The following is a 24,105-nucleotide window of genomic DNA, read 5'->3' on the forward strand; positions in this document are numbered from 1 at the left end:
AAGCGTAGCGCCGCCGGGCATCGCTGTTAGCGTTTGGTCACGTCAGACTCGAAATTACGCTGCTCGTAGCCGGTATACAGCTGGCGAGGACGCGCAATTTTCATGCCTTCGGTGTGCATTTCGTTCCAGTGTGCAATCCAGCCCACGGTACGCGCCATCGCGAAGATAACGGTAAACATGGAAGACGGAATGCCCATCGCTTTCAGGATGATACCGGAGTAGAAATCGACGTTCGGATAGAGTTTCTTCTCGATGAAGTACGGGTCGTTCAGCGCGATGTGTTCCAGCTCCATCGCCACCTGCAGCAGGTCATCTTTGGTGCCCAGCTCTTTCAGAACTTCATGGCAGGTTTCACGCATTACGGTTGCGCGCGGATCGTAGTTTTTGTAAACACGATGACCGAAGCCCATCAGACGGAAGGAGTCATTCTTGTCCTTCGCACGACGTACGAATTCAGGAATGTGCTCAACGGAGCTGATCTCTTCCAGCATCTTCAGTGCCGCTTCGTTCGCGCCGCCGTGTGCCGGTCCCCACAGGGAGGCAATACCTGCTGCGATACAGGCGAACGGGTTCGCGCCGGAGGAGCCAGCGGTACGCACGGTAGAGGTAGATGCGTTCTGCTCGTGGTCAGCGTGCAGGATCAGGATACGATCCATTGCGCGTTCCAGCACCGGGTTCACTTCATACTCTTCGCACGGCGTGGCGAACATCATACGCAGGAAGTTACCTGAGTAGGAGAGGTCGTTGCGTGGATAAACAAACGGCTGTCCGATGGAATATTTGTAGCACATCGCTGCCATGGTTGGCATTTTGGACAGCAGACGGAACGCGGCGATATCACGGTGACGCTGGTTATTCACGTCCAGCGAGTCATGGTAGAACGCAGCCAGCGCGCCGGTGATCCCGCACATGACCGCCATTGGATGTGAATCGCGGCGGAATGCATGGAACAGACGGGTAATCTGCTCGTGGATCATGGTGTGACGGGTGACGGTGGTTTTGAACTCATCGTACTGTTCCTGCGTCGGCTTTTCGCCGTTCAGCAGGATGTAGCACACTTCCAGGTAATTGGAGTGGGTCGCTAACTGGTCGATGGGGAAACCGCGGTGCAGCAGGATACCTTCGTCACCGTCGATGTAGGTGATTTTGGACTCGCAAGATGCGGTGGAGGTAAAACCAGGGTCAAAGGTAAACATACCTTTAGAACCAAGACTACGGATATCAATAACATCCTGACCGAGCGTGCCTTTTAGCACATCCAGTTCGATAGCAGCGTCACCATTTAGGGTGAGTTTTGCCTTAGTATCAGCCATTTACGGTCTCCTTAGCGCCTTATTGCTTAAGACTGCCCATAACCGGATTTGCATTCAGCTGATTTATCATTGTTACCAGTTTGTTATTTGGCTCGCCGCTCAGCTCACGAGGAGAAACCAGGGTACAGAGCAATGGCGCTAGCAGGTAAACAAATGAGAAATCAGAGAAATAACAGCAAATCAGTGTTTGTGCAGTCCGAATTATTCAAACCTGTATATCACTAATAACTGTCCTGATAACTTCGGTCAATACCATCACACTGTTACATAACTTATTCTCAGGTGAAAGAGAGACCTCATAACTTTTGCGCATTATATGCCTTTTCTGGTGATGTTTGTAACAATAATGTTTAACATTTGTCAAATCAGATGATTAAAAATTAAAAAGATGTTGTTATCGTGACCCTGATCACTGTTCCGTATAAAACCCGACAAACTGTATGTAGGTTAATTGTAATGATTTTGTGAACGGCCTATACTGCCGCCAGGTCTCCGGAAAACCCTGCAATCCCGAGCCAACCAGCGTTGTAACGTGTCATTTGAGCATCTGGAAGCAATGTTTTGCATGACGCACAGTTATATAAAAGGCACGCTGTCTGACCCGCATCGCAGTCCGGAGGAAGGAAACTATAAGAACAGCATGTGGGCGTTATTCATGATAAGAAATGTGAAAAAACAAAGACCTGTCAATCTGGATCTAAAAACGATCCGATTCCCCGTAACGGCAATAGCGTCCATCCTTCATCGTGTATCCGGTGTGATCACGTTTGTCGCGGTGGGTATCCTGTTATGGTTGCTGGGTACCAGTCTCTCGTCTCCGGAAGGATTCCAGCAGGCCTCTGACATCATGAACGGTTTCTTCGTGAAATTTATCATGTGGGGCATCCTGACCGCGCTGGCTTATCACGTTGTCGGCGGCGTTCGTCATATGCTGATGGACTTCGGCTATCTGGAAGAGACCTTCGAAACCGGCAAGCGTACCGCTAACATCTCCTTTGTTATCACTGTCGTGCTTTCACTTCTCGCAGGAGTTCTCGTATGGTAAGCAACGCCTCCGCATTAGGACGCAACGGCGTACATGACTTCATTCTGGTCCGTGCTACCGCTATCGTTCTCACCCTCTACATCATCTACATGATCGGTTTCTTTGCCACCAGCGGCGACCTGACGTGGGAAATCTGGACCGGCTTCTTCGGTTCTGCTTTCACCAAAGTGTTTACCCTGCTGGCGCTGTTCTCCATTCTGATCCACGCGTGGATTGGCATGTGGCAGGTACTGACCGACTACGTTAAACCGATGGCAATTCGTCTCGCGTTGCAGCTGGCAATCGTCGTTGCCCTGGTGGTTTACGTCATTTATGGATTTGTTGTGGTGTGGGGGGTGTGATGAAACTTCCAGTCAGAGAATTTGACGCTGTAGTGATTGGAGCCGGCGGCGCAGGTATGCGCGCGGCGCTGCAAATTTCCCAGAGCGGCCAGACTTGTGCGCTGCTCTCTAAAGTCTTCCCGACCCGTTCCCATACCGTATCCGCGCAGGGTGGCATCACCGTCGCGCTCGGTAATACCCATGATGATAACTGGGAATGGCATATGTACGACACGGTGAAAGGCTCCGATTACATCGGTGACCAGGACGCCATTGAATATATGTGCAAGACCGGCCCGGAAGCGATTCTGGAGCTGGACCATATGGGTCTGCCATTCTCCCGCCTGGAGAACGGCACCATTTATCAACGTCCGTTTGGCGGCCAGTCGAAAGACTTCGGCGGCGAGCAGGCGGCACGTACCGCCGCAGCGGCAGACCGTACCGGTCACGCCCTGCTGCACACGCTGTACCAGCAGAACCTGAAGAACAAAACCACCATCTTCTCCGAGTGGTATGCGCTGGATCTGGTGAAAAACGAAGATGGCGCAGTAGTGGGTTGTACCGCCCTGTGCATCGAAACCGGTGAAGTGGTCTACTTCAAAGCCCGCGCAACCGTGCTGGCGACCGGTGGCGCAGGCCGTATTTACCAGTCCACGACGAACGCCCATATCAACACCGGTGACGGCGTCGGTATGGCGATCCGCGCTGGCGTGCCGGTGCAGGATATGGAGATGTGGCAGTTTCACCCAACCGGTATCGCCGGTGCGGGCGTTCTGGTCACAGAAGGCTGCCGTGGTGAAGGCGGTTATCTGCTGAACAAACACGGCGAGCGCTTCATGGAGCGTTATGCCCCGAATGCGAAAGACCTGGCGGGTCGTGACGTGGTGGCGCGTTCCATCATGATCGAAATCCGTGAAGGTCGCGGCTGTGACGGCCCGTGGGGTCCACACGCCAAGCTGAAGCTTGACCATCTGGGTAAAGAGGTTCTGGAATCCCGTCTGCCGGGTATCCTGGAGCTGTCCCGCACCTTCGCGCACGTCGACCCGGTTAAAGAGCCGATCCCGGTAATCCCAACCTGTCACTACATGATGGGCGGTATTCCGACCAAAGTGACCGGCCAGGCGCTGACCGTGAACGAGCAGGGCGAAGACGTGGTGATCCCGGGCCTGTTCGCAGTAGGCGAAATCGCTTGCGTATCCGTACACGGCGCCAACCGTCTGGGCGGCAACTCTCTGCTCGACCTGGTGGTGTTTGGTCGTGCGGTGGGTCTGCATCTGCAGGAGTCCATTGCTGAGCAAGGTCCACTGCGTGATGCCACCGAAGCCAATATCGACGCCTCTCTTGAACGTCTCAACCGCTGGAACGGTAACCGCAACGGCGAAGATCCGGTGGAAATCCGTAAGGCGCTGCAGGAGTGCATGCAGCACAACTTCTCGGTGTTCCGTGAAGGCGACGCGATGGCGAAAGGTCTTGAGCAGCTGAAAGCGATCCGCGAGCGTCTGAAAAATGCCCGTCTGGACGATACTTCCAGCGAGTTCAACACCCAGCGCGTCGAGTGTCTGGAGCTGGATAACCTGATGGAAACCGCGTACGCGACGGCGGTCTCTGCAAACTTCCGTACCGAAAGCCGTGGCGCCCATAGCCGCTTCGACTTCCCGGATCGTGACGACGAAAACTGGCTGTGCCATTCCCTGTACCTGCCAGAGTCGGAATCCATGACACGTCGTAGCGTCAATATGGAACCGAAACTGCGTCCGGCGTTCCCGCCGAAGATTCGTACTTATTAATGCGGAGACAGGACAATGAAACTCGAATTCTCAGTTTATCGTTATAACCCGGATGTAGATGACGCTCCGCATATGCAGGATTACACCCTGGAAGCGGAAGAAGGCCGTGACATGATGCTGCTGGATGCTTTAATGCAGCTGAAAGAAAAGGATCCGACACTGTCATTCCGTCGTTCCTGCCGTGAAGGGGTGTGTGGCTCTGACGGTCTGAACATGAATGGCAAAAACGGTCTGGCCTGTATCACCCCGATTTCGGCGCTTAACCGTCCGGGACAGAAGATTGTTATCCGTCCTCTGCCAGGCCTGCCGGTCGTGCGCGATTTGGTGGTGGACATGGGGCAATTCTATGCACAATATGAGAAGATTAAGCCTTACTTGTTGAATAATGGGCAAAATCCACCCGCTCGCGAGCATTTGCAGTCGCCAGAGCAGCGTGAAAAACTCGATGGCCTGTATGAGTGTATCCTTTGTGCATGTTGTTCGACCTCTTGCCCGTCGTTCTGGTGGAACCCGGACAAGTTTATCGGCCCGGCTGGCCTGCTGGCAGCGTATCGCTTCCTGATTGACAGCCGCGATACCGAAACCGACAACCGCCTGGAAGGGCTGAGTGATGCTTTCAGCGTATTCCGCTGCCACAGCATCATGAACTGCGTCAGTGTATGTCCTAAGGGGCTGAACCCGACGCGCGCTATCGGCCACATTAAGTCGATGTTGTTGCAGCGCAGTGCGTAAGTAACACGAGGGGGCGCTGTTCCCCTCACCCTAACCCTCTCCCCAAAGGGGAGAGGGGATGGAATGCAGAAACCTTTAAAAACTGCCCTGAAGTTTAGACAGTTTCTAAAGGTTCCTTCGCGAGCCGCTATATAGAGAAGAGCTCGCAGGTGAACCCCGGCACGTACACGTGGTGTGCGTGGTAGTTTCTACGGCGAAATAAGCATAAAAATGCTTAAGGGATCACGATGCAGAACGGCGCAATGAAAGCCTGGCTGGACTCTTCATTCCTCTCTGGTGCAAACCAAAGCTGGATTGAACAGCTCTATGAAGACTTCTTAACCGACCCTGACTCAGTGGACGCTAACTGGCGTTCCATGTTCCAGGAGTTACCTGGAACGGGTGTCAAACCGGATCAATTTCATTCCAAAACACGTGATTATTTCCGTCGTCTGGCGAAGGATGCCTCACGTTACTCTTCCGCTATCTCCGACCCTGACACCAATGCAAAGCAGGTTAAAGTCCTGCAGCTGATTAACGCCTATCGTTTCCGTGGCCACCAGCATGCGAATCTGGATCCGCTGGGACTGTGGCAGCAAGAGCGTGTGGCCGATCTCGACCCGGCTTATCACGACCTTACCGAAGCAGATTTCCAGGAAACCTTCAACGTCGGCTCTTTCGCTATCGGCAAAGACACGATGAAGCTGGGCGATCTGCTGGAAGCGCTGAAGCAAACTTACTGCGGCTCCATCGGCGCAGAATACATGCACATCACTTCGACCGAAGAGAAACGCTGGATCCAGCAGCGTATTGAATCCGTTGCCGGTAAATCCACCTTCAATGCCGAAGAGAAAAAACGCTTCCTGAGCGAACTGACCGCAGCAGAAGGCCTGGAGCGCTACCTCGGTGCTAAATTCCCGGGTGCAAAACGCTTCTCGCTGGAAGGCGGTGATGCACTGGTGCCGATGCTGAAAGAGCTGATCCGCCACGCGGGCAACAGCGGTACCCGTGAAGTGGTACTGGGCATGGCGCACCGTGGTCGTCTGAACGTGCTGATCAACGTGCTGGGCAAAAAGCCGCAGGATCTGTTCGACGAATTCGCGGGCAAACATAAAGAACACCTCGGTACCGGTGACGTGAAGTACCACATGGGCTTCTCATCGGATATCGAAACCCAGGGCGGCCTGGTGCACATGGCGCTGGCGTTTAACCCGTCGCACCTTGAGATCGTCAGCCCGGTGGTTATCGGCTCCGTACGTGCGCGTCTGGATCGTCTGGACGAGCCAAGCAGCAATAAAGTTCTGCCAATCACCATTCATGGCGATGCGGCGATCACCGGTCAGGGCGTGGTTCAGGAAACCCTGAACATGTCCAAAGCGCGTGGTTACGAAGTGGGCGGTACCGTTCGCATCGTGATCAACAACCAGGTAGGCTTCACCACCTCTAACCCGCTGGACGCGCGTTCTACGCCATACTGCACCGACATCGGTAAAATGGTACAGGCGCCGATCTTCCACGTTAACGCGGATGACCCGGAAGCCGTTGCTTTCGTTACCCGTCTGGCGCTGGACTTCCGTAACACCTTCAAGCGTGACGTGCTGATCGACCTGTTCTGCTACCGTCGTCATGGCCACAACGAAGCGGACGAGCCAAGTGCAACCCAGCCGCTGATGTACCAGAAAATCAAAAAACATCCGACCCCGCGCAAAATCTACGCTGACAAGCTGGAAGCGGAGAAGATTGTTGCCCTGGAAGATGCTACCGAGATGGTTAATCTTTACCGCGACGCGCTGGATGCCGGCGAATGCGTGGTGAAAGAACTGCGTCCGATGAACATGCACTCCTTTACCTGGTCGCCGTACCTCAACCACGAGTGGGATGAGAGCTACCCGAACAAGGTCGAGATGAAGCGTCTGCAGGAGCTGGCAAAACGCATCAGCACCGTACCAGAAGCAATCGAGATGCAGTCCCGCGTACAGAAAATCTACTCTGACCGTCAGGCGATGGCGGCAGGCGAGAAGCTGTTCGACTGGGGCGGCGCAGAAAACCTGGCGTACGCAACGCTGGTTGATGAAGGCATTCCGGTACGTCTGTCCGGTGAAGATGCCGGTCGTGGCACCTTCTTCCACCGTCATGCGGTGATTCATAACCAGACCAACGGTTCTACCTACACCCCGCTGCAGCACGTGCATAACGGCCAGGGCCAGTTCAAGGTCTGGGACTCCGTGCTGTCAGAAGAAGCGGTCCTGGCGTTTGAATACGGTTACGCCACGGCAGAACCACGCACCCTGACCATCTGGGAAGCGCAGTTCGGCGACTTCGCCAACGGTGCGCAGGTTGTTATCGACCAGTTCATCTCCTCTGGCGAGCAGAAGTGGGGCCGTATGTGTGGCCTGGTGATGCTGCTGCCACACGGTTACGAAGGGCAGGGCCCGGAGCACTCCTCCGCGCGTCTGGAGCGTTATCTGCAACTCTGCGCCGAGCAGAACATGCAGGTTTGCGTCCCGTCTACCCCGGCTCAGGTTTATCACATGCTGCGTCGTCAGGCGCTGCGCGGGATGCGCCGTCCACTGGTGGTGATGTCACCGAAATCGCTGCTGCGTCACCCGCTGGCAGTCTCCACCCTGGATGAGCTGGCGAACGGCACCTTCCTGCCGGCGATTGGCGAAATTGACGAGCTGGATCCACAGGCGGTTAAACGCGTGGTGATGTGTTCTGGTAAGGTTTACTACGACCTGCTGGAACAGCGCCGTAAGAACGATCAGAAAGATGTCGCCATCGTGCGTATCGAACAGCTTTATCCATTCCCGCATCAGGCGATGCAGGAAGTGCTGAAACAATATGCTCACGTACATGATTTTGTCTGGTGCCAGGAAGAGCCGCTCAACCAGGGCGCATGGTACTGCAGCCAGCATCATTTCCGTGAAGTGATTCCATTTGGGTCTGCCCTGCGTTACGCAGGTCGCCCGGCCTCCGCCTCTCCGGCGGTAGGGTATATGTCCGTTCACCAGAAGCAGCAACAAGATCTGGTCAATGACGCGCTGAACGTCGATTAATTAAAGGATACATAATGAGTAGCGTAGATATTCTTGTTCCCGACCTGCCTGAGTCTGTAGCAGATGCGACCGTCGCCACCTGGCACAAAAAACCGGGCGATGCCGTTAAGCGCGACGAAGTGCTGGTAGAAATCGAAACTGACAAAGTGGTACTGGAAGTACCGGCTTCGGCGGATGGTGTTCTTGATGCCGTACTGGAAGATGAAGGGACAACCGTCACTTCTCGCCAGATCCTGGGTCGCCTGCGTGAAGGCAACAGCGCAGGTAAAGAGTCCAGCGCGAAATCTGAAGAGAAAGCCTCTACTCCAGCGCAGCGCCAGCAGGCCTCCCTGGAAGAGCAGTCTAACGACGCGCTCAGCCCGGCGATCCGTCGCCTGCTGGCTGAACACAACCTCGACGCGGCTGCCATTAAAGGCACCGGCGTTGGCGGTCGTCTGACCCGTGAAGACGTTGAAAAACATCTGGCCAAAGCGCCAGCTGCGCCAGAAGCAAAAGCCCCGGCAGCCGCACCAGCAGCACAGCCTGCTCTGGGCGCCCGTAGCGAAAAACGCGTGCCGATGACCCGCCTGCGTAAGCGTGTGGCCGAGCGTCTGCTGGAAGCGAAAAACTCCACCGCGATGCTGACCACCTTCAACGAAGTGAACATGAAGCCAATCATGGACCTGCGTAAGCAGTACGGTGACGCGTTTGAAAAACGTCACGGTATCCGTCTGGGCTTTATGTCCTTCTACGTGAAAGCGGTTGTTGAAGCGCTGAAACGCTACCCGGAAGTGAACGCGTCCATCGATGGCGATGACGTGGTTTATCACAACTACTTCGACGTGAGCATGGCCGTTTCTACCCCACGCGGCCTGGTGACCCCGGTTCTGCGTGATGTGGACACCCTGGGCATGGCTGACATCGAGAAGAACATTAAAGAGCTGGCAGTGAAAGGCCGCGACGGCAAGCTGACCGTCGACGACCTGACCGGCGGTAACTTCACCATTACCAACGGCGGCGTATTCGGTTCCCTGATGTCTACCCCGATCATCAACCCACCGCAGAGCGCGATCCTTGGCATGCACGCTATCAAAGATCGCCCTATGGCGGTTGACGGTAAAGTTGAGATCCTGCCGATGATGTATCTGGCGCTCTCCTACGATCACCGTCTGATCGACGGCCGCGAGTCCGTGGGCTTCCTGGTCGCCATTAAAGAGCTGCTGGAAGATCCAACTCGTCTGCTGCTGGACGTTTAGTTTTTAGCCGTACTGCCCGGCGGCGCTTTGCCTGCCGGGCCTACAAAAGCATGACCTAACGATTACCCTGAAGGATGGATAGAACACATGAACTTACATGAATATCAGGCAAAACAGCTGTTTGCCCGGTATGGCTTACCGGCTCCGGTGGGTTATGCCTGCAATACCCCTCGTGAAGCAGAAGAAGCCGCCTCTAAAATCGGTGCGGGTCCTTGGGTAGTAAAATGTCAGGTTCACGCTGGCGGCCGCGGTAAAGCGGGCGGTGTGAAGGTTGTTAACAGCAAAGAAGAGATCCGCGCCTTTGCTGAACATTGGCTTGGCAAACGTCTGGTGACCTATCAAACAGACGCGGGCGGCCAGCCGGTTAACCAGATCCTGGTTGAAGCGGCAACCGATATTGCAAAAGAACTGTACCTCGGCGCAGTCGTAGACCGTAGCTCCCGTCGCGTGGTGTTTATGGCCTCTACCGAAGGCGGCGTGGAAATCGAAAAAGTGGCGGAAGAGACCCCGCACCTGATCCACAAAGTCGCTATCGATCCGCTGGCGGGCCCAATGCCTTACCAGGGTCGTGAGCTGGCATTCAAACTGGGTCTGGAAGGCAAACTGGTGCAGCAATTCACCAAGATCTTCATGGGCCTGGCAACTATCTTCCTGGAGCGCGACCTGGCGCTGATCGAAATCAACCCGCTGGTCATCACTAAGCAGGGCGATCTGATCTGCCTCGACGGCAAACTGGGCGCTGACGGCAACGCGCTGTTCCGCCAGGCTGACCTGCGCGAAATGCGCGACCAGTCTCAGGAAGATCCACGTGAAGCGCAGGCTGCACAGTGGGAACTGAACTACGTAGCACTCGATGGCAACATCGGCTGCATGGTTAACGGTGCGGGCCTGGCAATGGGCACCATGGACATCGTTAAACTGCACGGCGGCGAGCCGGCAAACTTCCTGGATGTGGGCGGCGGTGCAACCAAAGAGCGCGTGACCGAAGCATTCAAAATCATCCTCTCCGATGACAATGTGAAAGCCGTTCTGGTTAACATCTTCGGCGGTATCGTACGTTGCGACCTGATCGCTGACGGTATCATCGGCGCGGTAGAAGAAGTGGGCGTGAACGTCCCGGTTGTTGTCCGTCTGGAAGGTAACAACGCTGAACTCGGCGCGAAAAAACTGGCTGACAGCGGCCTGAATATTATTGCAGCGAAAAGTCTGACGGATGCAGCTCAGCAGGTTGTTGCCGCAGTGGAGGGGAAATAATGTCCGTTTTAATTAATAAAGATACCAAGGTTATCTGCCAGGGCTTCACCGGTAGCCAGGGTTCATTCCACTCTGAGCAGGCGATTGCTTACGGTACGCAGATGGTTGGCGGCGTAACCCCAGGTAAAGGCGGCACCACGCACCTGGGCCTGCCAGTGTTCAACACCGTGCGTGAAGCGGTAGAAGCGACTGGCGCAACTGCCACCGTGATCTACGTTCCGGCTCCGTTCTGCAAAGACTCCATCCTGGAAGCGATCGACGCAGGCATCAAACTGATCATCACCATCACCGAAGGTATCCCGACGCTGGATATGCTGACCGTGAAGGTGAAGCTGGACGAAGCGGGCGTGCGCATGATCGGGCCAAACTGCCCGGGCGTGATCACCCCAGGCGAATGCAAAATCGGCATCATGCCGGGCCACATTCATAAGCCGGGCAAAGTGGGTATCGTCTCCCGTTCCGGTACGCTGACCTATGAAGCGGTTAAGCAGACCACCGACTACGGTTTCGGCCAGTCCACCTGTGTGGGCATCGGCGGCGACCCAATCCCGGGCTCTAACTTCATCGACATCCTGAAGCTGTTCCAGGAAGACCCGCAGACTGAAGCGATCGTCATGATCGGTGAAATCGGCGGTAGCGCGGAAGAAGAAGCGGCTGCTTACATCAAAGATCACGTGACCAAGCCAGTGGTTGGCTACATCGCGGGTGTCACCGCGCCGAAAGGCAAGCGTATGGGCCACGCAGGCGCCATCATCGCGGGCGGCAAAGGTACTGCGGACGAGAAATTCGCAGCGCTGGAAGCAGCAGGCGTGAAAACCGTTCGCAGCCTGGCTGACATCGGTGAAGCACTGAAATCCATCATTAAGTAAATCCTCTCTGCTCCCCGTGCGGGGAGCTTTGACATAATAAATGTCCGTTTCGACATGGTTGGCCATCGTAAGATGGCCTTTTTTTATTGCCTGCGCCGGGCGACCAGCGTGAATTTGTAGTCGTCAGTGTTAAATACGTTGCGGCTGTATTCGAACACCCGACCATCTTTCAAAAATCCACGAGATATTTTCTCCAGGATCGGTTTTGCCGGATCGAGCCCCAGCGTGGAGATCGCCTCCTGTGATGGCATGATCGGCACCAGCTCCTGCTCGCTGCGATCGATAACCATCTTTTTGATCTGCTCAATATAGTGATATTTGGAGTTCTCCATCACTTCCCAGGTGAGGTCAGGGAACATGGTGAGAGGCATCCATGTCTCTTCGAGGTTGACCGGTTTTAGCTTAATGAAGCGCACGCGCTTGACGTGCCAGACCTTGTCATCCGGACTAAGGGCTAATTTCGCGGCCAGTTTCGCGTCCGCCTTCACCACTTCGAAGATGGTGACATCGCTGTGCGTATCGACGTTGCGATCCGCCAGTTTTTCGTAAAAGCCGGTGAGCTGGTAAATGTCGTAATTGACGCGCTCTTCTTTTACATAGGAGCCGCTGCCCTGAATGCTTTCGATGATCTGCTCATCGGCGAGCAGTTTTAAAGCCTGCCGCACGGTGACCCGGCTAACGTTAAACGCCTCCTGAAGGCTGGATTCCGTCGGCAATGCGTCGCCAGGTTTCAACTCTCCGGCGCTAACTTTCTCGCGGAACGCATCGGCTATCTGCCGGTACATCGGTTTATTACCCATTTTGTTATGCCTGTTTAATACCATTACCGGGAATTATGCCTTTAGCGGACAAGTTGTAAATAATACAAATAAAATACAAATTGTGATTGTTATTGAAAGTGATCACATAAATGTATTGTTCGTTCTGCCAGAATTCACGTCAGACAATAACAACGTAAGGGTAAGGATCTTTATGAACCTGACGACTCTGACTGATTACCGTGCTGTCTGCGTGCAGGCACAGTTTACTGACCGCGATCGCGCCATCCGCGAGCTCGCGATGCGACTGGTGGATCTGGGTAAAATTAGTGACGCGGATGCTTTTCTGGCGGAGGTTATCCATCGGGAATCACTTGGCCCGACCGCGCTGGGAGAAGGGCTGGCTGTGCCACATGGCAAATCGGCAGCCGTGAAAGAAGCAGCCTTTGCCGTGGCAACCCTCAGCGAACCGCTGGAATGGGAAGGGGTGGACGGTCCGGAGAATGTGGAGCTGATTTTTCTGCTCGCCATTCCTCCTGCTGAAGCCGGGTCAACGCATATTGAGATACTGACGGAGCTGACGTCTCGTCTGGCGAATGATGCCCTGCGGGCACGCATGATGGCGTCCACGACGGCAGAAGAGTTGCTGGCCGCGCTGGACGATACGCCGCAGGCTGAGGAGAGCGCAATATCGTCCAGCGCAGCGACCATCGTCTGCGTGACGGCTTGTCCCGCTGGGATCGCCCATACCTATATGGCAGCAGAATATCTCGAAAAAGCCGGGCGTAAGCTGGGCGTAAACCTGGTGGTTGAAAAGCAGGGCGCGAACGGCATCGAAGGGCGTATTACTGCTCAGCAGTTGCAGGATGCAAAAGCCTGCATCTTTGCCGCAGAGGTGGCAATTAAAGAGAGCGAGCGCTTCGAAGGTCTCCCCACCATTTCCGTTCCCGTTGCGGAACCCCTGCGCCACGCTGAAGCCTTAATTGAGCGTGCGCTGGCATTAAAGCCTGCTTCCGCTGCGCGCCAGGTACAGGTTGAAACCGAAGCTAAAAAGAGGATCAAAACAGAACTCAAGCAGGCGCTCCTCAGCGGTATCTCCTTTGCGGTACCGCTGATTGTCGCGGGAGGCACAGTGCTGGCCGTGTCGGTTCTGCTGGCACAAACTCTCGGTCTGCAGCACCTGTTTGATCAGGAAAACTCATGGCTGTGGATGTACCGCAAACTGGGCGGCGGCATGCTGGGCATATTGATGGTGCCCGTCCTTGCGGCCTATACCGCCTACTCGCTGGCGGATAAACCGGCTCTGGCACCCGGCTTTGCTGCGGGTCTTGCCGCCAATATGATCGGCTCTGGTTTTCTGGGGGCGATCGCAGGGGGGCTTATCGCGGGCTACCTGATGCGCTGGGTGAAGCATCACATCCGTCTGAGTAACCGCTACAACGGCTTTTTAACCTTCTATCTCTATCCGGTGCTCGGCGTGCTGGGTGCCGGTAGCCTGATGCTGTTTGTGATCGGTGAACCGGTGGCCTGGCTCAATAACTCGCTTACCGCCTGGCTGAATGGTCTGTCCGGTGCGAATGCGTTGTTGCTGGGGGCTATTCTCGGCTTTATGTGCTCGTTCGATTTGGGCGGACCGGTTAACAAAGCCTCTTATGCGTTCTGCCTGGGGGCGATGGCCAACGGAGTCTATGGTCCCTATGCGATCTTTGCCTCAGTCAAAATGGTCTCGGCCTTCACCGTGACGGCCTCAACAATGCTGGCACCGAAACTGTTTAAACAGTTCGAAATTGAAACCGGTAAATCAACCTGGCTGCTGGGGCTGGCGGGCATCACCGAAGGGGCCATTCCGATGGCGATTGAAGACCCTTTCCGGGTGATAGGCTCGTTTGTTCTGGGCTCAATGGTGACAGGGGCGACGATCGGTGCGATGGGTATCGGATTGTCCACGCCGGGCGCAGGCATTTTTTCCCTCTTTTTACTCCACGATGCCGGGCTTGGCGGTGTCATAGCCGCCGCGGGCTGGCTTGGTGCGGCACTATTGGGTACTGCAATCTCCACGCTCATTTTACTGCTCTGGCGGCGTCAGGCGGTGAAGAGCGGCCAGTATGTGACTCAGGACATCGCATCTTAAACACTCACTAACAGGAAACGAAGATGAAAGCTGTATCTCGCGTTCATATCACGCCACATATGCACTGGGACCGTGAGTGGTACTTCACCACCGAAGAGTCGCGTATTCTTCTGGTCAATAATATGGAGGAAATCCTCACGCGTCTTGAACAGGATGCGGAGTATAAATTCTACGTACTCGACGGTCAGACGGCGGTGCTGGAAGATTATTTTGCGGTTAAACCGGAAAACAGATCCCGCGTGAAAGCGCTGGTTAAAGCCGGAAAACTCATTATCGGACCTTGGTATACCCAGACGGATACCACTCTTGTTTCCGGCGAATCTATCGTTCGTAATCTGATGTACGGCATCCGTGACTGCATGGCTTTTGGCGAGCCAATGAAAATTGGTTATCTGCCAGACTCCTTCGGCATGTCCTCCCAACTGCCGCACATTTATAACGGCTTTGGCATTACCCGCACCCTGTTCTGGCGTGGCTGTTCCGAACGTCACGGCACCGATAAAACGGAGTTTCTGTGGCAAAGCCAGGACGGCAGTGAGGTCACGGCGCAGGTGCTACCGCTGGGCTACGCGATTGGTAAGTACTTACCGGAGGATGAGAACGGGCTGCGTAAACGCCTCGACGCTTACTTTGATGTACTGGAAAAAGCCTCCGTGACGAAAGAGATTTTACTGCCTAACGGTCACGATCAAATGCCGCTGCAGCAGAACATTTTTGCGGTGATGGATAAACTGCGTGAAATCTACCCGCAGCGTAAATTTGTCATGAGTCGGTTTGAGGAGGTGTTTGACCATATCGACGCACACCGTGATGAACTGGCGACGCTGAAAGGGGAGTTTATTGACGGTAAGTACATGCGCGTACACCGGACCATCGGCTCCACGCGAATGGATATCAAAATTGCCCACGCCCGTATAGAGAATAAAATCGTCAACATCCTTGAGCCGCTGGCGACGCTTGCCTGGACGTTGGGGTTTGAGTACCACCACGGTTTGCTGGAAAAGATGTGGAAAGAGATCCTCAAAAATCACGCTCACGACAGTATTGGCTGCTGCTGTAGTGACAAAGTGCATCGTGAGATTATGTCTCGTTTTGAGCTGGCCGAGGATATGGCCGACAACCTGACTCGCTTTTACATGCGCAAGATTGTCGACAACATGCCGAAAACGGAAGAAGACAAGCTGGTGATGTTCAACCTGACGCCCTGGCCGCGTGAGGAAGTGATTAACACCACGATACGTCTGCGCGCCAGCCAGTTCCGCCTGCTCGATGACAAAGGCAATGAGATCCCCTATTTCCTCCGCTGCGCGCGTGAAATCGACCCCGGGCTGATCGACCGCCAGATTGTGCATTACGGAAATTACGATCCCTTCATGGAATTTGACATCCAGATCAGCCAGATCCTGCCCTCCATGGGCTACCGAACGCTCTACATTGAAGCGCATGCAGCCGGTAAGGTGCTTGCGCCTGGTAAACTCCCCGAGGCGTTACTGGAAAATGCGTTCTGGCAAATAACCTTAAATGACGATGGTACACTGCGACTGCTCGACAAAGAGTCCGGGCTAATTTATGACCGTGCGCTGGAAATTGAAGAGAGTTCTGATGATGGAGACGAGTACGATTACTCGCCGTCACGCGAGGAGTGGAGGCTCACTTCAGCTCACGCAGAGCATAATGTCGAGGTGATCCATGAAGCCTGGCAGAGCAGGGCGGTGCTCCACTATCGTATGGCCATTCCAGCGAATCTGAAGGAACGATCCGCGCGCCAGCAAACGGGCTCTCTCAGCGCTCAAATGACCATTACGCTGAGCCACAACAGCCGACGTATCGACGTTGAGGTGCATCTGGACAATCAGGCGGATGACCATCGCATTCGGGTTCTGATCCCAACGCCATTCGTGACGGACGAAGTCTTAGCCGATACCCAGTTTGGTTCTCTGACGCGTCCCGTACAGGACGAAGCGATGGCTAACTGGCAGGAAGAGGGGTGGAAGGAAGCGCCGGTGCCGGTGTGGAATCTGCTCAATTATGCGGTGCTTCATGAAAGACGTAACGGCATAGCGCTTTTCACCGAGGGACTTCGCGAATTCGAAATAACGGGGGAGCGTCAAAAAACCTTTGCCCTGACGTTGCTGCGTGGCGTGGGGGTGCTTGGAAAAGAGGATTTACTTCTTCGTCCAGGCAGACCGTCAGGGATCAAAATGCCGGTCCCTGATTCCCAGATGCGCGGTCGGTTAATCTGTCGCTTTAGCCTGATGAGTTTTAATGGTACGCCCGTAAGTGCAGGCATCGCCCAGCAGGCGAAGGCATGGCTTACTCCCGTGCACTGTTATAACAAGATCCCCTGGGACGCAATGAAACTCAACAGCGCAACCTTTACGACGCCGGGTAGCTATAGCCTGTTAACGCTGGCGCCGAATGAGTGTGTGCTCAGCGCGCTTAAAAAGGCTGAAGATCGTGACGAAATGATTATTCGTCTGTACAACCCGTCGGAGACCCACTCCTGCAATGTTGCTTTATCCTTGAATCGCGCGATTAATACGTGTTTTGAGACGGACATGAATGAGCGAATCAATGCACTGAATCAGGAGGGACGGGGCATTGTCGGGGCGTTCAGACCAGGACAGTCGCGAACATTTAGCGTTAAGATAGAGAAATAACGCGCAACATACTGGAAGGCTGCAGACACTGTGGCCTTTATTCATCAAATAGTCACACAGTGGTGTTAATTTAAAGTTTCTTAAAGTGAAGGAAGTGTAATTTCGCGAATAACAGAGTAATAAAAAATACTGTGAGGCGGATAACACTCTATACTTATTTGCCTCCAAACCTTCTTTTCTCTTTCTGCGTTAATAAAAATCACATCTGCTTATATTATCCCCTGTCTTTTATAACTAATAACACCCCCTTATATACATATTTTTAACATGGATTTTACTATCGCTCTCACAAGTACACATCTTTAACAGCTGTGTTTGTTTGTTGATTTAAATCAATGTTTAATCCTTGGAAAAAGGCTCCAAAAAGCGTTAAATTGTTCCGGATCAAAATGGCCGAAAAGTGGTAGTTTTGCTATAAATTGATCACCGTCGAAAAACGTAAATCTGATTGAATAAAAACCTGTTTATTGTAAGGGTTTTGCAGCGTATTATATTTACGGGATCAATTTGGGTTTTTTTAACGTATTTGTAACCTTACGTCATCAGTTTATCCTCTCTCGGGGTAAAGCGACGATAAAGTTGCGAATAATTTGTATTGGGGCATGCGTGTGAATCCTTATTTAAGGTTTCACTCTCGGAGTCTTCATGCGATGAGCAAGGAGTCATAATGTTAGACGTAGTCGAACTGTCGCGCTTACAGTTTGCCTTGACCGCGATGTACCACTTCCTGTTTGTGCCACTGACGCTCGGTATGGCGTTCCTGCTGGCAATCATGGAAACGGTTTACGTCCTTTCCGGCAAACAGATTTATAAAGATATGACCAAGTTCTGGGGCAAGTTGTTTGGTATCAACTTTGCGCTGGGCGTGGCAACCGGTCTGACCATGGAGTTCCAGTTCGGGACTAACTGGTCTTACTATTCCCACTATGTAGGGGATATCTTCGGTGCGCCGCTGGCCATTGAAGGTCTGATGGCCTTCTTCCTCGAATCCACCTTTGTAGGTCTGTTCTTCTTCGGTTGGGACCGTCTGGGTAAAGTCCAGCATATGGCTGTGACCTGGCTGGTGGCATTAGGCTCTAACCTGTCCGCGCTGTGGATCCTTGTGGCTAACGGCTGGATGCAGAACCCAATCGCGTCTGATTTCAACTTCGAAACCATGCGTATGGAGATGGTCAGCTTCTCCGAGCTGGTGCTGAACCCGGTTGCACAGGTGAAATTCGTTCACACTGTAGCATCCGGCTATGTCTGCGGCGCGATGTTCGTGCTGGGCATCAGCGCCTACTACATGCTGCGTGGTCGTGACTTCGCCTTTGCCAAGCGCTCTTTCGCCATCGCGGCGAGCTTCGGTATGGCAGCAATCCTCTCCGTTATCGTGCTGGGTGATGAATCCGGTTACGAGATGGGCGACGTGCAGAAAACCAAACTGGCAGCGATCGAAGCAGAGTGGGAAACCCAGCCTGCACCGGCCGCCTTCACCCTGTTTGGTATTCCCGATCAGGATGCGCAGGAAAACCACTTTGCTATTCAGATCCCTTATGCGCTCGGCATCATTGCCACCCGCTCTGTGGATACGCCGGTTATCGGCCTGAAAGACCTGCTGGTGCAGCATGAAGAGCGTATCCGTAACGGGATGAAAGCTTACACCCTGCTGGAGGAGCTGCGTGCCGGTTCCACCGATCAGTCCGTTCGCGATCAGTTTAACGACGTGAAAAAAGACCTCGGCTATGGCCTGCTGCTGAAGCGCTATACCCCGAACGTCTCTGACGCGACGGAAGAGCAGATCCAGCTGGCGACCAAAGACTCCATTCCACGCGTAGCGCCGCTGTACTTCGCGTTCCGTATCATGGTTGGCTGCGGCATCATCATGCTGTTGATCATCGGCGCCTCCTTCTGGTCGGTCATTCGTAACCGTATCGGTCAGCGTAAATGGCTGCTGCGTGCTGCGCTGTACGGCATCCCACTGCCGTGGATCGCCATCGAATCCGGCTGGTTTGTTGCCGAGTACGGCCGTCAGCCGTGGGCAATCGGTGAGGTACTGCCAACCGCCGTGGCGAACTCATCCCTGACCGCAGGGGATCTGATCTTCTCCATGCTGCTGATTTGTGGCCTGTACACGCTGTTCCTGGTGGCTGAACTGTTCCTGATGTTCAAGTTTGCGCGCCTTGGCCCAAGCAGCCTGAAAACCGGTCGCTACCACTACGAGCAGTCCACCGTGGCTTCTCAGCCGGCACGCTAAGACAGGAGTCGTCAAATGATCGATTATGAAGTATTGCGTTTTATCTGGTGGCTGCTGGTCGGGATCTTACTGATTGGTTTTGCGGTCACTGACGGTTTCGACATGGGGGTGGGCATGCTCACCCGCTTCCTCGGTCGTAATGATACCGAGCGTCGAATTATGATTAACTCCATCGCCCCGCACTGGGACGGTAACCAGGTGTGGCTCATCACCGCAGGCGGCGCGCTGTTCGCTGCCTGGCCGATGGTCTACGCGGCTGCGTTCTCCGGCTTCTATGTGGCGATGATCCTGGTGCTGGCGTCCTTGTTCTTCCGTCCGGTTGGTTTTGACTACCGCTCGAAGATCGAAGACACCCGCTGGCGCAACATGTGGGACTGGGGCATCTTCATCGGGAGCTTCGTGCCGCCGCTGGTAATCGGCGTGGCGTTCGGCAACCTGCTGCAGGGCGTGCCGTTCCACCTCGATGAATACATGCGCCTGTACTACACCGGCAACTTCTTCCAGCTGCTGAATCCGTTCGGTCTACTGGCGGGCGTGGTCAGCGTGGCGATGATCCTCACTCAGGGTGCAACCTATCTGCAGATGCGTACCGTGGGTGAACTGCACCTGCGCTCCCGCGCGGTATCACAGATTGCGGCTCTGGTGACGCTGGTTGGCTTCGCGCTGGCAGGTGTTTGGGTCATGTTTGGTATCGACGGTTACGTGGTGACCTCAGCGATTAACCATACTGCGCCATCGAACCCGCTGACTAAAGAAGTGGCTCGTCAGGCAGGCGCCTGGCTGGTGAACTTCAACAACACCCCAATTCTGTGGGCCATTCCGGCGCTGGGCGTGGTGCTGCCGCTGCTGACTCTGCTGACGTCTCGCATGGAAAAAGGCGCACTGGCATTCATCTTCTCTTCACTGACGCTGGCGTGCATTATCCTGACCGCCGGTATCGCGATGTTCCCGTTCGTGATGCCATCCAGCACCATGATGAACGCCAGTCTGACGATGTGGGATGCCACCTCCAGTCAGATGACGCTGAATCTGATGACGTTTGTGGCGGCCGTGTTCGTACCGATCATTCTGGCTTACACCGCATGGTGTTACTGGAAAATGTACGGTCGTATCACGAAAGAACATATCGAAAGCAACACTCACTCTATGTATTAAGGAAGGAGCTGAATATGTGGTATTTCGCATGGATTTTAGGAACGCTTCTGGCCTGTGCATTTGGTGTGATTACCGCCCTGGCGCTTGAGCACGTTGAAGCGTCCAAAGCCGGTGAAGAAAAACACTGATGATCGCTTATCTCTACGCGATCATGGACAAGCGCCCGTTAAGGGCGCTTTCCTTAGTGATGGCTTTACTGCTGGCGGGCTGTATTTTCTGGGATCCGTCGCGCTTCGCGGCGAAGACCAGCGAGCTCGAGATCTGGCACGGTTTTCTTATCATGTGGGCAGTATGCGCTGGGGTGATCCACGGCGTTGGCTTTCGTCCTAAAGCCGTACACTGGCAGGGCATCTTTTGCCCGCTGATCGCTGATGTGTTCCTGCTGATTGGACTTATTTTCTTTTTCAGCTGAATAAGAATTATCCGTTAAAATTATGGGTCTACCCAGGCCCATAAAAATTTACTCTCCGTTTACTTTCCCCCATTCCAAACCACCATTCCCGCGCGTATAGTAGCGAAGTTCAAAAGCTCTAAACTTTTTTGCATTACCGGGATGTAAAGTGAATACAACGCTATTTCGATGGCCGGTTCGTGTCTACTACGAAGACACTGACGCCGGTGGTGTGGTTTACCACGCCAGCTACGTTGCCTTTTATGAACGAGCACGCACTGAAATGCTGCGCCATCACCACTTTAGCCAGCAGGTTCTGTTGGCGGAGCGAGTTGCCTTCGTGGTACGCAAGATGACGCTGGAGTATTTTGCGCCTGCCAGACTCGACGATATGCTCGAAGTCCAAACGGAAATAACATCAATGCGCGGAACCTCACTGGTTTTCACGCAGCGGATCGTCAACGCAGAGAACACAGTACTGAACGAAGCTGAAGTCCTGATTGTCTGTGTTGATCCACTCATCATGAAGCCTCGTGCGCTTCCTAAGTCTATTGTCGCGGAGTTTAAGCAGTGACTGACATGAATATCCTTGATTTGTTCCTGAAGGCAAGCCTTCTGGTTAAACTTATCATGTTGATTTTGATTGGTTTTTCAATCGCATCCTGGGCCATCATTATCCAGAGAACCCGTATCCTCAACGCCGCAGGCCGCGAAGCGGAAGCCTTTGAAGACAAGTTCTGGTCTGGTATCGAACTTTCCCGTTTGTATCAGGAAAGCCAGGGCCGTCGTGAAAACCTCTCCGGCTCCGAGCAAATCTTCTATAGCGGATTCAAAGAGTTCGCGCGCCTGCACCGGGCTAACAACCATGCGCCGGAAGCGGTCGTTGAAGGGGCATCCCGTGCGATGCGCATTTCGATGAACCGCGAGCTGGAAACGCTGGAAACGCATATTCCTTTCCTGGGCACCGTCGGCTCCATCAGCCCGTATATCGGTCTGTTTGGTACGGTCTGGGGGATCATGCACGCCTTTATCGCCCTGGGTGCGGTAAAACAGGCGACGCTGCAAATGGTTGCACCGGGTATCGCAGAAGCGCTGATCGCGACCGCTATCGGTCTGTTCGCGGCGATCCCAGCGGTTATGGCCTATAACCGTCTGAACCAGCGTGTGAACAAACTGGAACTGAACTACGACAACTTCATGGAAGAGTTCACTGCGATTCTGCACCGCCAGGCGTTTACCAGCACCGAGAGCAACAAGGGGTAAACCATGGCCAGACAGCGTGGACGGGGTCGTCGCGAACTAAAGTCCGAAATCAACATTGTACCGCTGCTGGACGTGCTGCTGGTGCTGCTGCTGATCTTTATGGCGACAGCACCCATCATTACCCAGAGCGTTGAGGTTGATCTGCCGGACGCGACAGAATCTCAGGCTGTAAGCACCAATGACGATCCACCGGTCATCATTGAGGTATCCGGGGTTGGACAGTACAGCGTGGTGGTGGAAAAAGATCGTATGGATCAGCTGCCGCCGGAGCAGGTCATTGCTGAAGCGCAACGACGTCTGCAGTCCAATCCGAAAACAGTCTTCTTAATCGGTGGTGCGAAAGACGTGCCTTACGATGAAATAATTAAAGCGCTGAACCTGTTGCATAGCGCGGGCGTTAAGTCAGTCGGCTTGATGACGCAGCCTATTTGATCATCTGCGTACACAACAGAGTTTTTGGGAACCAATAGTGTCAAAGGCAACCGAACAAAACGATAAGCTTAAACGGGCGATAATTATCTCGGCGGTGCTGCATGTCATTCTTTTTGCAGCACTGATCTGGAGTTCGTTCGATGAGCATCTGGATGCCGCTGCCGGCGGGGGTGGAGGTTCATCCATCGATGCTGTGATGGTCGATCCCGGCGCGGTGGTGCAGAACTATAACCGCCAGCAACAGCAGCAGGCGAGTGCGAAACGTGCTGAAGAACAACGCGAAAAGCAGGCGCAACAGCAGGCGGAGGAGCTGCGTGAAAAGCAGGCCGCCGAGCAGGAACGTCTGAAGCAGCTTGAGAAAGAACGTTTGCAGGCGCAGGAAGCGGCGAAAGAGCAGGCGGAGCAGCAGAAACAGGCTGAAGCCGCAGCGAAGAAAGCGCAGGAGCAGCAGAAGCAGGCTGAAGAGGCGGCAGCAAAAGCCGCAGCAGATGCCAAAGCGCAGGCGGAAGCTCAGGCCAAACAGGCTGCTGAAGCGGCAAAACAAGCCGCTGATGCCGCTGCGTTAGCCGCGAAAAAAGCCGCTGCCGATGCCCAGAAACAGGCTGAAGCCGAAGCAGCAAAAGCGGCTGCTGACGCGAAGAAAAAGGTAGAAGCAGAAGCGGCTAAGAAGGCCGCGGCAGAAGCCCAGAAAAAAGCCGAAGCAGAAGCCGCTAAGCAAGCTGCTCAGGAAGCCGAGAAGAAAGCGGCTGCCGAAGCAGCTAAAAAAGCCGCCGCAGCAGAAAAAGCCGCAGCCGCTGAAAAGGCCGCAGCAGAAAAAGCAGCAGCTGATAAGAAAGCCGCTGCTGCAGAAAAAGCAGCCGCAGATAAAAAAGCGGCTGCAGAGAAGAAAGCGGCTGCCGATAAAGCTGCTGCTGACAAAGCTGCCGCCGCGAAAGCCGCTGCTGCGAAGAAAGCTGCAGCAGAAAAAGCGGCTGCATCTGACGTAGACGACCTGTTCGGTGATTTGAGCTCAGGTAAGAATGCGCCGAAAGGCAGCAACAGCGGTAGCGCAGGTGGTGCTTCTCCTGCTAAAGGAAGTAAGCCGGGGCAAGGCGGTGCATCTCAGGCTGAGATCGCGTCGTACATTGCGCAGGTACAGGCGGCCATTCGTGGGCATCTGTACGACTGGGATAGCTTCAAAGGTAAAACCTGTACGCTTCGGGTAAATCTGGCCGCGGACGGGACAATCCTCAGCGTGAAGAAAGAGGGTGGGGACGAGGCCTTCTGCCAGCAGATGTTATCTGCAACCAGCAGGATGACGAAATTCCCGAAACCGCCTTCACAGGCTGTGTTTGAAACGTTCAAAAATGCACCACTGGACTTCAAACCTTAAGTTGAATTTTCCCTGTGCAAACGGGGAAAAACAGGCCAGGTTTAGTCTTAGCGTTCTGGTAGTTTTGTTTATTTGGGTTTGTTAACATTCTGCTAAATTATGCGGGTAAGGTTACCC

21 protein-coding genes are annotated in these 24,105 nt (G+C 54.2%); 18 read left to right on the forward strand and 3 right to left on the reverse strand.

What is annotated here, in order from left to right; genetic code table 11:
* Nucleotides 1-26: 26 nt before the first annotated feature.
* Together FHN83_RS18290 and FHN83_RS28995 are read right to left on the reverse strand one after the other, a co-directional pair.
* Nucleotides 27-1,313, reverse strand: coding sequence for a citrate synthase (locus FHN83_RS18290; protein ID WP_039029330.1), 1,287 nt, complete (start codon nucleotides 1,311-1,313; stop codon nucleotides 27-29).
* Between the two features lie 205 nt (nucleotides 1,314-1,518).
* Nucleotides 1,519-1,626: a hypothetical protein gene (locus tag FHN83_RS28995; RefSeq protein WP_418936630.1), complete on the reverse strand. Its 108-nt coding sequence runs from the start codon at nucleotides 1,624-1,626 to the stop codon at nucleotides 1,519-1,521.
* A gap of 327 nt (nucleotides 1,627-1,953) precedes the next feature.
* Here FHN83_RS28995 and sdhC point away from each other — a divergent pair, with 327 nt between their 5' ends.
* From sdhC to sucD, 8 genes are all read left to right on the forward strand, one after another.
* Nucleotides 1,954-2,358 carry a succinate dehydrogenase cytochrome b556 subunit gene (sdhC, locus tag FHN83_RS18295; protein ID WP_039029416.1) on the forward strand — a complete coding sequence of 135 codons (405 nt, stop codon included), beginning with the start codon at nucleotides 1,954-1,956 and terminating at the stop codon, nucleotides 2,356-2,358.
* Nucleotides 2,352-2,699, forward strand: coding sequence for a succinate dehydrogenase membrane anchor subunit (sdhD, locus tag FHN83_RS18300; protein WP_039029331.1), 348 nt, complete (start codon nucleotides 2,352-2,354; stop codon nucleotides 2,697-2,699). The genes sdhC and sdhD overlap by 7 nt, the downstream gene beginning before the upstream one ends.
* Entirely contained in the window at nucleotides 2,699-4,465 is a 1,767-nt protein-coding gene (gene sdhA, locus FHN83_RS18305) for a succinate dehydrogenase flavoprotein subunit (protein WP_039029332.1), read from the forward strand. The genes sdhD and sdhA overlap by 1 nt, the downstream gene beginning before the upstream one ends.
* Before the next feature lie 15 nt (nucleotides 4,466-4,480).
* Nucleotides 4,481-5,197 carry a succinate dehydrogenase iron-sulfur subunit SdhB gene (gene sdhB, locus FHN83_RS18310; RefSeq protein ID WP_039029333.1) on the forward strand — a complete coding sequence of 239 codons (717 nt, stop codon included), beginning with the start codon at nucleotides 4,481-4,483 and terminating at the stop codon, nucleotides 5,195-5,197.
* Nucleotides 5,198-5,424: 227 nt separating this feature from the next.
* Nucleotides 5,425-8,232, forward strand: coding sequence for a 2-oxoglutarate dehydrogenase E1 component (gene sucA / locus FHN83_RS18315; protein WP_039029334.1), 2,808 nt, complete (start codon nucleotides 5,425-5,427; stop codon nucleotides 8,230-8,232).
* A 14-nt stretch (nucleotides 8,233-8,246) separates the two neighbouring features.
* Nucleotides 8,247-9,467, forward strand: a complete 1,221-nt coding sequence (gene odhB / locus FHN83_RS18320) for a 2-oxoglutarate dehydrogenase complex dihydrolipoyllysine-residue succinyltransferase (RefSeq protein ID WP_039029335.1) — start codon at nucleotides 8,247-8,249, stop codon at nucleotides 9,465-9,467.
* A gap of 87 nt (nucleotides 9,468-9,554) precedes the next feature.
* Nucleotides 9,555-10,721: an ADP-forming succinate--CoA ligase subunit beta gene (gene sucC, locus FHN83_RS18325; protein ID WP_032617084.1), complete on the forward strand. Its 1,167-nt coding sequence runs from the start codon at nucleotides 9,555-9,557 to the stop codon at nucleotides 10,719-10,721.
* The gene (gene sucD, locus FHN83_RS18330; RefSeq protein ID WP_032617085.1) at nucleotides 10,721-11,590 is read left to right on the forward strand and encodes a succinate--CoA ligase subunit alpha; all 870 of its coding nucleotides are present in this window, start codon (nucleotides 10,721-10,723) and stop codon (nucleotides 11,588-11,590) included. The genes sucC and sucD overlap by 1 nt, the downstream gene beginning before the upstream one ends.
* Before the next feature lie 83 nt (nucleotides 11,591-11,673).
* Here sucD and FHN83_RS18335 read toward each other — a convergent pair whose 3' ends face one another.
* The gene (locus tag FHN83_RS18335) at nucleotides 11,674-12,390 is read right to left on the reverse strand and encodes a GntR family transcriptional regulator (RefSeq protein ID WP_139564569.1); all 717 of its coding nucleotides are present in this window, start codon (nucleotides 12,388-12,390) and stop codon (nucleotides 11,674-11,676) included.
* Nucleotides 12,391-12,562: 172 nt separating this feature from the next.
* Here FHN83_RS18335 and mngA point away from each other — a divergent pair, with 172 nt between their 5' ends.
* The 10 genes from mngA to tolA all read left to right on the forward strand — a co-directional run bounded on the left by mngA (nucleotide 12,563) and on the right by tolA (nucleotide 23,988).
* On the forward strand, nucleotides 12,563-14,479 hold the full coding sequence (gene mngA / locus FHN83_RS18340; RefSeq protein ID WP_139564570.1) for a PTS 2-O-a-mannosyl-D-glycerate transporter subunit IIABC: 1,917 nt from the start codon (nucleotides 12,563-12,565) through the stop codon (nucleotides 14,477-14,479).
* A gap of 23 nt (nucleotides 14,480-14,502) precedes the next feature.
* Complete coding sequence (gene mngB / locus FHN83_RS18345) at nucleotides 14,503-17,139, forward strand: mannosylglycerate hydrolase (protein ID WP_139564571.1); 2,637 nt, start codon at nucleotides 14,503-14,505, stop codon at nucleotides 17,137-17,139.
* A gap of 667 nt (nucleotides 17,140-17,806) precedes the next feature.
* Nucleotides 17,807-19,375 (forward strand): cytochrome ubiquinol oxidase subunit I, encoded by a 1,569-nt coding sequence (gene cydA / locus FHN83_RS18350; protein ID WP_039029339.1) that lies wholly within the window; start codon nucleotides 17,807-17,809, stop codon nucleotides 19,373-19,375.
* Nucleotides 19,376-19,390: 15 nt separating this feature from the next.
* Nucleotides 19,391-20,530 carry a cytochrome d ubiquinol oxidase subunit II gene (gene cydB, locus FHN83_RS18355; RefSeq protein ID WP_039029340.1) on the forward strand — a complete coding sequence of 380 codons (1,140 nt, stop codon included), beginning with the start codon at nucleotides 19,391-19,393 and terminating at the stop codon, nucleotides 20,528-20,530.
* A 14-nt stretch (nucleotides 20,531-20,544) separates the two neighbouring features.
* Nucleotides 20,545-20,658, forward strand: a complete 114-nt coding sequence (gene cydX / locus FHN83_RS18360; RefSeq protein WP_006177208.1) for a cytochrome bd-I oxidase subunit CydX — start codon at nucleotides 20,545-20,547, stop codon at nucleotides 20,656-20,658.
* Nucleotides 20,658-20,942 (forward strand): cyd operon protein YbgE, encoded by a 285-nt coding sequence (gene ybgE, locus FHN83_RS18365; protein WP_139564572.1) that lies wholly within the window; start codon nucleotides 20,658-20,660, stop codon nucleotides 20,940-20,942. The genes cydX and ybgE overlap by 1 nt, the downstream gene beginning before the upstream one ends.
* 148 nt (nucleotides 20,943-21,090) lie before the next feature.
* Nucleotides 21,091-21,495, forward strand: a complete 405-nt coding sequence (gene ybgC, locus FHN83_RS18370) for a tol-pal system-associated acyl-CoA thioesterase (protein ID WP_032617092.1) — start codon at nucleotides 21,091-21,093, stop codon at nucleotides 21,493-21,495.
* Nucleotides 21,492-22,184 (forward strand): Tol-Pal system protein TolQ, encoded by a 693-nt coding sequence (gene tolQ, locus FHN83_RS18375; RefSeq protein ID WP_072036639.1) that lies wholly within the window; start codon nucleotides 21,492-21,494, stop codon nucleotides 22,182-22,184. The genes ybgC and tolQ overlap by 4 nt, the downstream gene beginning before the upstream one ends.
* Nucleotides 22,185-22,187: 3 nt before the next feature.
* Nucleotides 22,188-22,616: a colicin uptake protein TolR gene (tolR, locus tag FHN83_RS18380; protein ID WP_039029343.1), complete on the forward strand. Its 429-nt coding sequence runs from the start codon at nucleotides 22,188-22,190 to the stop codon at nucleotides 22,614-22,616.
* A gap of 37 nt (nucleotides 22,617-22,653) precedes the next feature.
* A complete protein-coding gene (gene tolA, locus FHN83_RS18385; RefSeq protein WP_039029344.1) occupies nucleotides 22,654-23,988 on the forward strand; it encodes a cell envelope integrity protein TolA in 1,335 nt (444 codons plus the stop codon).
* Nucleotides 23,989-24,105 lie beyond the last annotated feature (117 nt).

It is taken from the genome of Leclercia adecarboxylata (genome assembly GCF_006171285.1).
Lineage (GTDB): Bacteria > Pseudomonadota > Gammaproteobacteria > Enterobacterales > Enterobacteriaceae > Enterobacter > Enterobacter barmai.

Bases quoted from the DNA above. Each gene is read 5' to 3' on its own strand.
- sdhD (WP_039029331.1), top strand. From the start codon at position 2,352: ATGGTAAGCAACGCCTCCGCATTAGGACGCAACGGCGTACATGACTTC.
- cydA (WP_039029339.1), top strand. From the start codon at position 17,807: ATGTTAGACGTAGTCGAACTGTCGCGCTTACAGTTTGCCTTGACCGCG.
- sucD (WP_032617085.1), top strand. From the start codon at position 10,721: ATGTCCGTTTTAATTAATAAAGATACCAAGGTTATCTGCCAGGGCTTC.
- FHN83_RS28995 (WP_418936630.1), bottom strand. From the start codon at position 1,626: ATGCGCAAAAGTTATGAGGTCTCTCTTTCACCTGAGAATAAGTTATGT.
- odhB (WP_039029335.1), top strand. From the start codon at position 8,247: ATGAGTAGCGTAGATATTCTTGTTCCCGACCTGCCTGAGTCTGTAGCA.
- cydB (WP_039029340.1), top strand. From the start codon at position 19,391: ATGATCGATTATGAAGTATTGCGTTTTATCTGGTGGCTGCTGGTCGGG.
- mngB (WP_139564571.1), top strand. From the start codon at position 14,503: ATGAAAGCTGTATCTCGCGTTCATATCACGCCACATATGCACTGGGAC.
- FHN83_RS18335 (WP_139564569.1), bottom strand. From the start codon at position 12,390: ATGGGTAATAAACCGATGTACCGGCAGATAGCCGATGCGTTCCGCGAG.
- ybgE (WP_139564572.1), top strand. From the start codon at position 20,658: ATGATCGCTTATCTCTACGCGATCATGGACAAGCGCCCGTTAAGGGCG.
- FHN83_RS18290 (WP_039029330.1), bottom strand. From the start codon at position 1,313: ATGGCTGATACTAAGGCAAAACTCACCCTAAATGGTGACGCTGCTATC.
- sdhB (WP_039029333.1), top strand. From the start codon at position 4,481: ATGAAACTCGAATTCTCAGTTTATCGTTATAACCCGGATGTAGATGAC.
- tolR (WP_039029343.1), top strand. From the start codon at position 22,188: ATGGCCAGACAGCGTGGACGGGGTCGTCGCGAACTAAAGTCCGAAATC.
- cydX (WP_006177208.1), top strand. From the start codon at position 20,545: ATGTGGTATTTCGCATGGATTTTAGGAACGCTTCTGGCCTGTGCATTT.
- mngA (WP_139564570.1), top strand. From the start codon at position 12,563: ATGAACCTGACGACTCTGACTGATTACCGTGCTGTCTGCGTGCAGGCA.
- sdhC (WP_039029416.1), top strand. From the start codon at position 1,954: ATGTGGGCGTTATTCATGATAAGAAATGTGAAAAAACAAAGACCTGTC.
- sucC (WP_032617084.1), top strand. From the start codon at position 9,555: ATGAACTTACATGAATATCAGGCAAAACAGCTGTTTGCCCGGTATGGC.
- sucA (WP_039029334.1), top strand. From the start codon at position 5,425: ATGCAGAACGGCGCAATGAAAGCCTGGCTGGACTCTTCATTCCTCTCT.
- sdhA (WP_039029332.1), top strand. From the start codon at position 2,699: ATGAAACTTCCAGTCAGAGAATTTGACGCTGTAGTGATTGGAGCCGGC.